At 36.3% G+C, this 10106-nt stretch carries 12 protein-coding genes; all 12 read right to left on the reverse strand.

Features of this window, described 5'->3' with window-relative positions; genetic code table 11:
- Positions 1-36 precede the first annotated feature (36 nt).
- The 12 genes from sigK to FYJ58_RS15135 all read right to left on the reverse strand — a co-directional run bounded on the left by sigK (position 37) and on the right by FYJ58_RS15135 (position 9988).
- A complete protein-coding gene (gene sigK, locus FYJ58_RS04395) occupies positions 37-675 on the reverse strand; it encodes an RNA polymerase sporulation sigma factor SigK (protein WP_154517797.1) in 639 nt (212 codons plus the stop codon).
- Between the two features lie 175 nt (positions 676-850).
- Positions 851-1306 carry a hypothetical protein gene (locus FYJ58_RS04400; protein WP_154517800.1) on the reverse strand — a complete coding sequence of 152 codons (456 nt, stop codon included), beginning with the start codon at positions 1304-1306 and terminating at the stop codon, positions 851-853.
- 24 nt (positions 1307-1330) lie between these two features.
- Positions 1331-2413 carry a pentapeptide repeat-containing protein gene (locus FYJ58_RS04405; protein ID WP_205839148.1) on the reverse strand — a complete coding sequence of 361 codons (1083 nt, stop codon included), beginning with the start codon at positions 2411-2413 and terminating at the stop codon, positions 1331-1333.
- 81 nt (positions 2414-2494) lie between these two features.
- On the reverse strand, positions 2495-2941 hold the full coding sequence (locus FYJ58_RS04410) for a polymorphic toxin-type HINT domain-containing protein (RefSeq protein ID WP_154517806.1): 447 nt from the start codon (positions 2939-2941) through the stop codon (positions 2495-2497).
- A gap of 50 nt (positions 2942-2991) precedes the next feature.
- Positions 2992-3369, reverse strand: coding sequence for a hypothetical protein (locus FYJ58_RS04415; RefSeq protein ID WP_154517809.1), 378 nt, complete (start codon positions 3367-3369; stop codon positions 2992-2994).
- Positions 3370-3702: 333 nt separating this feature from the next.
- A complete protein-coding gene (locus tag FYJ58_RS04420) occupies positions 3703-4068 on the reverse strand; it encodes a hypothetical protein (RefSeq protein ID WP_154517812.1) in 366 nt (121 codons plus the stop codon).
- 9 nt (positions 4069-4077) lie between these two features.
- Complete coding sequence (locus FYJ58_RS04425) at positions 4078-4941, reverse strand: polymorphic toxin-type HINT domain-containing protein (RefSeq protein ID WP_154517815.1); 864 nt, start codon at positions 4939-4941, stop codon at positions 4078-4080.
- Complete coding sequence (locus FYJ58_RS04430; protein WP_154517818.1) at positions 4938-5369, reverse strand: hypothetical protein; 432 nt, start codon at positions 5367-5369, stop codon at positions 4938-4940. Before FYJ58_RS04430 ends, FYJ58_RS04425 begins: the two co-directional genes overlap by 4 nt.
- A 715-nt stretch (positions 5370-6084) precedes the next feature.
- Entirely contained in the window at positions 6085-6522 is a 438-nt protein-coding gene (locus FYJ58_RS04435; protein ID WP_154517821.1) for an SUKH-3 domain-containing protein, read from the reverse strand.
- Positions 6523-6544: 22 nt separating this feature from the next.
- Complete coding sequence (locus tag FYJ58_RS04440; RefSeq protein WP_154517824.1) at positions 6545-8008, reverse strand: polymorphic toxin-type HINT domain-containing protein; 1464 nt, start codon at positions 8006-8008, stop codon at positions 6545-6547.
- A gap of 662 nt (positions 8009-8670) precedes the next feature.
- On the reverse strand, positions 8671-9159 hold the full coding sequence (locus FYJ58_RS04445) for an SMI1/KNR4 family protein (RefSeq protein WP_154517827.1): 489 nt from the start codon (positions 9157-9159) through the stop codon (positions 8671-8673).
- A gap of 13 nt (positions 9160-9172) precedes the next feature.
- Positions 9173-9988 carry a polymorphic toxin-type HINT domain-containing protein gene (locus FYJ58_RS15135; protein WP_328597797.1) on the reverse strand — a complete coding sequence of 272 codons (816 nt, stop codon included), beginning with the start codon at positions 9986-9988 and terminating at the stop codon, positions 9173-9175.
- Between the last annotated feature and the right edge of the window lie 118 nt (positions 9989-10106).

Here is a 10106-nt window from a genome sequence, read left to right on the forward strand (position 1 = left end):
CTGCAAATTAAAGCATCAGTCCCATTTTCTATAAACTTAATATTCAAACTCTTCCTTTTCAAAGCTTTCTTTCAATTTCTTTAGGGCTTTTTTTTCTATTCTGGACACATAACTCCTTGATATTCCCATTACTTCTGCAATCTCTCGCTGTGTAATTTCTTTCCGCCCACCTAATCCATATCGATAAAGAATAATTTTCTTTTCTCTGTCATTTAAACATTTACTAACATATCGATAAAGTTTCTTCACTTTCTCATCCAAGTCCATATGCTCAATCACATCTTCATCTTCCGTTTCCAAAACATCAAGTAAATTAAGTAAATTTCCCTCTTTATCTTTTCCAATTGGTTCATACAAATATACCTCTCTTGATTGCTTTTTGCTGCTTCTCATAAACATTAGAAGTTCATTATCAATGCAACGTGACGCATAAGTAGCAAGTCTTATCTCCTTTTTTATATCAAACGTATCCACTGCCTTAATCAGCCCAATTGATCCAATGGATATCAAATCTTCCAATTCCCGTTCTCCTGTTCCATATTTTTTCGCAATATGTGCAACCAATCGAAGATTACGTTCAATGAGTATTTCTCTTGCCTCTTTACTTCCTTCCCGGCATTGTATCAGGTACTCCTTTTCCTCCTCTGTATTAAGTGGCTTTGGAAATGATTTCATTAAAAAAGCACCTCAACATTATTGCTTTCTAACAATTTATGTTGAGATGCCCGATTTCGTGCCTTTCCACTCATGAAAATTATATTCTTTTTTATACTATAGGAATTATAATTTAACATATTTCACATACAAGGAAATTTCCCATGAAACAAAATACAAAACATAAAGTTCTTATTTAACCTACCGGTACAAACTCCAAACCCAAATATCCTCTCCTCAACACACTTTCTGCAATCGATAAATGAACAATAATCGACCGAATCCCCTTAGGTGAGCAAATATAAAACATTCTAGGAATATCTCCATTATCAACTTCTATCGATTGAACCAAGCCATCTATTCTATACTGAACCACCTTTGGCTGATATTCTGTAATATTCCAGTGCCAAAATGTTTTTTCTTGCTGGTTTTCCGTGCTAATATATACATATGGCTGATATTTTTCTTTTGGCTGGTATAATTCCAACAATTCCTTGAAACGGTTGCTTACTAAATTTCTCTTTTGTATATAGTCAAGCCCTTCAACTGGTCCGATATTTTTCACTTTGCAAATTGTTACATTTTCCTCTTGCAAAGTTTCCTGAATCTCAATGGCTCGCATTTCCTTCTGCTGTACTAAAAAATAATCCATATTGTTTGCATTCTATCCTCCTCTTTACCTTATTATAATTGACTTTTTTTGCTCTTCACTAAAATTCATAAACGCCAGATGTGCTTGATTCCAAATAGAACCTGTTAAATCCGCACCCGTAAAATCTGCACCTAAAAAACTTGTTTTTCGAAAATCTGCATTTTGCAAATTTGCATTTCGAAAGCTGATTCCACGAAAGCCAACCGCTTCCCATTCTTCACTCTTATCCCAGCCACTATCTCCCGCAGCATAAGATAAATTTGCGTTTTTTAAATTCGAATTTGTAAAATCTGCTTCATTCATGTAGCTATATCTTAAATCTGCATTTTCTAAATTACAGTCACACAATCTTGTACTAACAAGTAAGGCATCCTGCAAATTTGTATTTTGCAAATTTGTTCTTCTTAAATCTGCATAACGTAAATCAATTTCTGACAAGTCCGCTCCTGAAAAATCAAGATCTGCAAAATCTTCAAATGCATATTGAAATTTTGCCCTATCTTGAAATTCAATAAGTGCATCCTCTGAACTTTTATTTTTATTTTCTTTATAAATTGGTACTGCATCCGCCATATACGTTCCTACATTTATTTCAAACTGCTCACATTTTTTTATATTTTTAAATTCCTCAAATTCCAAACATTTTAGGATTCCAAACCGACATACTACCCTAAAATATTCATAAAATGAAAGAAAATATGGAACGAGATATTCTAAAAGTTCTGTCTTTGAAATCATATTTTGATATCGTTTCCGCTCTTTCAATAACTGCTCCTGTAATTTATCCATTAGTTGAAAGTAGTCGGATAAATCCATTGTTCCCACTGTCATCTGACAATTGTCCAAATACCACATATCATCATAAACCCTGATTTCTGCAATATATTTTTTCTGAAGAACATTGGTGTATAACATTGTGTATTCTAAATATGCAATTGATCCTAATTCTTTCTTCTTTTGCAGTGCTACGATATTTTGACTAATTTTCTTAAAATTAGTCTGAAATGGCGGCAGTAATTTTTCAAACTGTGTTTGAAATCGTTCTTCCATTTCAAATAATTTTTGATTCGCCTTTTTTTTTAAAACGTCAACAAAATTTAACTCCATAGATTCCTCTCTCCCCTTATAATTTTTATACACTCTCGAATACATTGCTATATCCATTATAACGAATTACTCTAACATGCTTCAATAGCTAATTAAGACTAACTGCTTCGTTGCTGAAAACAATGTGACAACTTCCTCTTCTCCTTCTATTGTACACAACCGGTCTCCCACCTGCAACTGAATTGCACAGACCCATCCCTTTTCTTTTTCATAAAACGGATGATAATTCGTAGTCCGTATCGGTTCCGTTTCCCCTTCTCCCAGCGTAATCGTATAAACCGTATGTGCCTCCGTTTCATACACCTGTTTTACTTTTTTTAATCCAACCTCTCCGGTTTCCTCATCTCTTGCATAAACTAAATCCCCTGCCTGTATCTGCTGAATCGCTTTCCTACCAAATTCAGTCCATACGTTCGTGTCCTCTAAAAAGCAGCCATTTTCACACTTCAGCCAATTTTTTGCCTTTTCCGCAACCGCATCAAACAAAGACTTTCCTTTCTGAAATCCTGCCTTTGCTCCGGTTTTCATTTTTCCCAGCTGAAACCAATATCAAGGTTCATCTCAAAACACCGATAGACCTACTCCCACTGAGAATCACTCATCTTAAAGCCTTGTGCCATCATTCCCTTTGCTTTCTGCTCACTCTCCACCATACTGACAATGACTTTGGCGACAGCTGGTCTCCACTGCTTACCATTGCCAATATCAAGATAAGGCTCGGCTACAAAATGAAGAATGATACTCCTTTTATGACAGAATCTTGCAAAGGTATACACCTGTCGCACGGATTCAAAACGATTACAGCTAACGGTGTAAACTACATCTCCACTCTGCAGAATCGATGTAAGTTCACCAAGACTTCCAGCATAATAAATGTTATTCACTCGAATCTTCTTACTTCTAAAGAACACCTTTGTTGTATCATCATCGAGTGATGAAATAAAATCATAAATCATAATAGCCAACCTCCTTTTCGTTGTTGGTTAACTTATGCCAATATGCGTCATTCTGAAAATAATCTATAGTTTCCAAAGTTCCTTAAAGGCAACAGGAAATGGCTGAGAAACTAAACTAATTATGTTTTCTTCATTTTGAACTATACCGCTTCTTTGAATGAAAGCAGAGACTCACTTACCGCTTTTTTGACCAATTTTTATATCTGAAATACCGCTTGAGGAGATTATTTTTTTATTATCTACCATACTGAAAACGCATCATCTCCACAGCACCAAGTACCATGAAAACAATGCGTTCTAAAAAATTAATCTACAATTAATCCGAGTCACAAATTACCAAATATCAATTCTAGATACTTCAAACTGAATACACATCCCATTTGACATATCTTTTGGGATTTTGTCTTCATCAATATGTAAATTAAAACCCTTTACCTCAACAATCCCATTTTGCATATCTTTTAATTCACCTCTTAACTTATACTTAAATTCGCCCTCCATTTTTTCAATAATATTGTCCTTTGTTTCACACAATATAATATTATCTGTATCGAGACATTCTAACGGTTCTGCTAATACATCTCCAACATCACATGAACATGGGCATGAAAAACAAACTAAACACTCTGTATCACTTACAACTTTTAAAACTGCTTCTTCTCCCCCTATATCTAACCAGTTAATTTCTTCAATACGCATATTTTATACCTACCTTTCAAATCCTAAACTTGGTGCTTTCTTAATTAACTCAGAGATGTTTTTTATATGGAATGTGGTTATATCTCCTGTAGTACGGTCAAGCCCTACAAAACCATATTTTTTACCACTCATAAAACTCACATAACCATTTAACTCTGGTGCATATGTTCCATTGTTTATTATGTAATTTGCATCATCTAAGTACTTATCAATAGAATAGTTGGAATCACCTAAAACATCTGCAATTTCTTGACCATGTTTGCCATAATGTTCATCTAACAAGGATTGATTTTTAAACAATTTATTGGTATTACTACCACCCTTACTCCGCAACCACTTAACAAGCCCACACCGTTTCGCCGCATTATGTACCAGCACTTTCCCTTCTGCCACATAATACGAATTCCACTCCTCGACTTCAAAGTTATAGACGAGAACTCCTTCTTCCACCCGTTCCTTCTCAATCGAAGTGACAACTTCCTCTTCTCCTTCTATTGTACACAACCGGTCTCCCACCTGCAACTGAATTGCACAGACCCATCCCTTTTCTTTTTCATAAAACGGATGATAATTCGTAGTCCGTATCGGTTCCGTTTCCCCTTCTCCCAGCGTAATCGTATAAACCGTATGTGCCTCCGTTTCATACACCTGTTTTACTTTTTTTAATCCAACCTCTCCGGTTTCCTCATCTCTTGCATAAACTAAATCCCCTGCCTGTATCTGCTGAATCGCTTTCCTACCAGATTCCGTCCATATGTTCGTGTCCTCTAAAAAGCAGCCCTTTTCACACTTCAGCCAATTTTTTGCCTTTTCCGCAACCGCATCAAACAAAGACTTTCCTTTCTGAAATCCTGCCTTTGCTCCGGTTTTCATTTTTCCCAGCTGAAACCAATAGCAAGGTTCATCTCAAAACACCGATAGACATACTCCCACTGGGAATCACTCATCTTAAAACCTTGTGCCATCATGCCCTTTACTTTCTGCTCACTCTCCACCATGCTGGCAATGACTTTGGCAACTGCTGGTCTCCACTTCTTACCATTACCAATATCCAGATAAGGTTCAGCTACAAAATGAAGAATGATACTCCTTTTATGACAGAATCTTGCAAAGGTATACACCTGTCGCACCGATGCAAAACGATTACAACTAATCGCATACACTACATCTCCACTCTGCAGAACCGATATAAGTGCACCAAGACTTCCAGCACTGTAAATGTTATTCCCACGAATCTTCTTACTTCTGAAAAACACCTTTGTTGTCTCAGCATCGAGTGATGATATAAATCCATAAATCATAAAAGCCAACCTCCTTTTCGTTGTTGGTTAACTTATGCCTATATGCGTCATTCTGAAAATAGTCTGTGATTTCCAAAGTTCCTTAAAGTCGGCAGGAAATGTTTAAAAGATTTGTTTAAATTTATACACCTTTTTCATCTTGTTTCTTGATATCACACTTCATACTTCAGAAAATACGCATAAAATCGAGCATATACAAAAATTCAAATGCCATAACATAAGAAATATCCTGCTGATTTATGGAACTTTTCGGTATCGGTGGATGAGCAGGTTGTTGGGAATTATCCTTCATTCTCTTAGTTGTCTGTATTCATGAGCCCCAGCGAATTGTCAGTTATCTGTCTCTGAATGTCATAATTCATCTTGAAGTGAAACTTAATTACGAAAAAATCTTAGAAAATGGCTAGATTTCTAAAGGAAAAAGGGCTCCTGTATTATCTTTGATAGCAAAATCAAAAGAATCCGATACCGTCTTTATGGCAAAAATCTGTATGTGATTTACCGCCTTTTGAAGCAAAATTTGAATCGAAATTACCGCTTTTCAAACGGAAATCTTATGTTATTCTACCGCTCATAATAGAAAATATACTTTCATTTTAGAATACTCATCTCGGTTTAAATTGTGTAACCTTACTCCCGCTCCAATAAATTACAACCTAAAAATCAGCGGTATTTTTACCAGTCAAATCCCCTTAAAAATACCGCTGATACATCTTTAACTTATTACTACTGCCTCATTGCATTCTCCTACCAAACAGTCAAGCATTTGTTCAACATTCTCTCCTGCTTTTTCTAAATACCCATCTGTATAACAATAAAATACATCTTGTTCAGTCATTAACACCATTAAATTTTCTCTACAAGCAACCCCTACAGGATACACTATTTCATTAATATCATACTCTTCCAGTAACTCTTCAAAATATGCTTTATCCAAATTGCATCCTAGTGCTTTTTCTGGGATAAACTCCAAATTTTCTTTTCTTTCATCACCTTCAAAAACAAGCATACCGTATATAGTCAAAAAATTTTCTACATTCTTCGGCATGACAAGCCCAACCTTCTGATACACATCTTTAATATTAGATATATCTATTGTTCTTTTTTCATCCCAACCAGCTTTTTCTAGTCTCTCCTCTGTCACTTTTTCCATAATATTAACATTCCTTTCAATCCTATTGTTTTGGGAATAAACATCCTTCAAATGTCACTTGGCAATTTCGACACGGCAAAGCGTATTTCCCATCCTTAAAATATTTTGTATTAATAAAAATATTATCTAACGTTGCTTGATTTTGTAATGCATTGTTTACAGAATATATTTCTGCACAATTATCTACACTCCACTTTTCAAAGCTCATTCTACTTGCATATTCATTATCAATTGAATTTCCTGCCAGACTCATAGTTCTATTTATTCTTTGTTGTAAATCTGGATGTATTTCTTGAATTGAAGGATTAAACTTATTAGCACCGTTATATCCAAAATATATATCACCAGTATTTAAATCTACAGCAGCACTTATCTTTGCAGGTTTATATGCACCACCTCCTGGCTTAGTTATTCCACCATTTTTAATAAAATCAATTTGATTATCAAGAGCCTCATTACTTATCTTTTCTGCAACATCAAGCCAATGCTCGTCATACCTAGCAACTTCTTCTGGTGACATTAAATCTCTTAGATTAGAGTAACTACCACCCTTACTCCGCAACCGCTTAACAAGCCCACACCGTTTCGCCGCATTATGTACCAGCACTTTCCCTTCTGCCACATAATACGAATTCCACTCCTCGACTTCAAAGTTATAGACAAGAACTCCTTCTTCCACCCGTTCCTTCTCAATCGAAGTGACAACTTCCTCTTCTCCTTCTATTGTACACAACCGGTCTCCCACCTGCAACTGAATTGCACAGACCCATCCCTTTTCTTTTTCATAAAACGGATGATAATTCGTAGTCCGTATCGGTTCCGTTTCCCCTTCTCCCAGCGTAATCGTATAAACCGTATGTGCCTCCGTTTCATACACCTGTTTTACTTTTTTTAATCCAACCTCTCCGGTTTCCTCATCTCTTGCATAAACTAAATCCCCTGCCTGTATCTGCTGAATCGCTTTCCTACCAGATTCCGTCCATACATTCGTATCTTCTAAAAAGCAGCCCTTTTCACACTTCAGCCAATTTTTTGCCTTTTCCGCAACCGCATCAAACAAAGACTTTCCTTTCTGAAATCCTGCCTTTGCTCCAGTTTTCATTTTTCCCAGCTGAAACCCTTTTTTCAGCTTTTTTAAATCTGCTAGGGAATCCAAATACTTACATTTTTTCAGTGCGTTTAATCCTTCTACCACTTTTCGATTTTTAAGCAGTTTTCCGCCTTTTTCAAGAATCCATTTTCCGCCCTTGGACAGATACTTTCCGCCTTTTCCGACCGCAGCTCCTGCATCTCCAATCATCGGAATCGCTGCCAGGGCGCTTAACCCTGCATTGCCCCAATCTCCTTCTGCAGCATACAAACCGGCATTTAATAAATCCGGTACCGCACCAAATCCCGGCACAAATCCGGCCACATCCAATACTCCATGGCACACATCACTTGCGTTTTCTTTCACCGTATTCCACGTATCACTGAGCCATCCCATCCTTCACACTTCCTTTCTTCCACCCTCTTTCTTCTCTCTAATTTTCCTTAATCAACGACGCCTTCAAGTCAATCGTTCCATTTTAATACTCACACCACCACAGCATGAAATAATGCAGAGTTGGATGTTTTTTACGTAAAATCAGATAATATAAAGTTTTCAAGTACTTATCAAAACATCCGTTCTGTGAAGCGACTATATCTCTCCATTAGTGGAAATGCCAATACTGTATGGCTTTCCAGCATAATCTGAAAACTTTGTCCGACACTTTGGTCTGAGTGCAACGATTTGAATATACAGAAAAGTATTTCTTAAAATTACCAGTATAATGCAGAAAATCTTGAAATGTATTACCGCTTTTTGACCAATTTTTATATCTGAAATACCGCTTAAGGAGATTATTTTTTACATCCACCATACAGAAAAACGCATTGTCTTCACAGCAACAAGTGCCATGAAAACAATACGTTCTAAATCTTTGAAGAAACAATATTCAGTTTTGCGGGTGCCCTTATATACACCCAAAGGGTAAATTTCGCCCTAGGATCTTCAAATTAATCTACATGGATTACATCACCTTCGGTATAAACCATTCCGATTAATTGAGATACTAAGGTTATTTTTAGGTTGTGAGCGTCCTTAAGTAGAAACATAATTAAATATTATAATTCATCATAAGCGTCACCTATATAGCAAAAATTATCATCTAGCCAGAATAAGCTTTTACCTTCATTATGATACAATTGAGTCAATAATTCCGTGAAATTTCTTGCAACAATAGCACATTCTCCAACCACTCCATGTCTATCCCAAAAACTATCATAGCACCTTCCCAACCTTTCTTTTGCTAAATCAATAGTAATATAATTATTTTCGAAGTCTTTGCAAATAATATACCACTCTGATGATATATCTTCTTCACAAAGCTCCCCTACAATGACGGGATTAACTAATACCATTTCTTCTGGACTTACAATTGTAAACCCATACTCGCTACTGGTAAAGAAAGAAACGCCTCCACAATTCTCATAAAATACTTTTAAATCATCAGGCAAACTAACTCCATTACTTAAAACTGGTAAGCCACAAGGACTATAAACAATACATTCTGAAGTATTTCTGATTTTATCAAGCAATTTTAAAATATCCATTTCTAACTCCCTTCTAATTTCCTAATCCATAAATATAGCGATTAAATTCTCTATAATAATCATTTCTTGCAGATAGAGGAACATTTGCCGCATCAAACATTTTTTCTGACAAAGCTTGTATTTCTTGCGGTGACACACTTGTCCAATCAACTTTTCCTCCTACTTTTTTACCAGTTCTCTCATACAACCAATTCCTATATACGGATTTTGTAGCTGAATGCTGTTCTGGTGTTAATGCTATTGTTGTAGATTTACTTGCCCTTGATTTATAACCATCAATATTATGGGTTGCCCATACATCTAGAACTCCATGATGATTTTCTAGTCCAGAGGTTTTTTCTCCATATCCAACAATATCAAATGCTTTAGTCTCTCTACCACCCTTACTCCGCAACCGCTTAACAAGCCCACACCGTTTCGCCGCATTATGTACCAGCACTTTCCCTTCTGCCACATAATACGAATTCCACTCCTCGACTTCAAAGTTATAGACGAGAACTCCTTCTTCCACCCGTTCCTTCTCAATCGAAGTGACAACTTCCTCTTCTCCTTCTATTGTACACAACCGGTCTCCCACCTGCAACTGAATTGCACAGACCCATCCCTTTTCTTTTTCATAAAACGGATGATAATTCGTAGTCCGTATCGGTTCCGTTTCCCCTTCTCCCAGCGTAATCGTATAAACCGTATGTGCCTCCGTTTCATACACCTGTTTTACTTTTTTTAATCCAACCTCTCCGGTTTCCTCATCTCTTGCATAAACTAAATCCCCTGCCTGTATCTGCTGAATCGCTTTCCTACCAGATTCCGTCCATACATTTGGTCCTATGTCAAGAAAAAGTACAAGTTAAACGTGAACTTTTCACCTCAATATTCTGTCTTATGCCGCATTTATTTCCAAGTGTCTTAATTTTATCCAATATTTCTTTTCATACTCATTAGGTGAT

Source organism: Velocimicrobium porci (assembly GCF_009696045.1).
Taxonomy (GTDB): domain Bacteria; phylum Bacillota; class Clostridia; order Lachnospirales; family Lachnospiraceae; genus Velocimicrobium; species Velocimicrobium porci.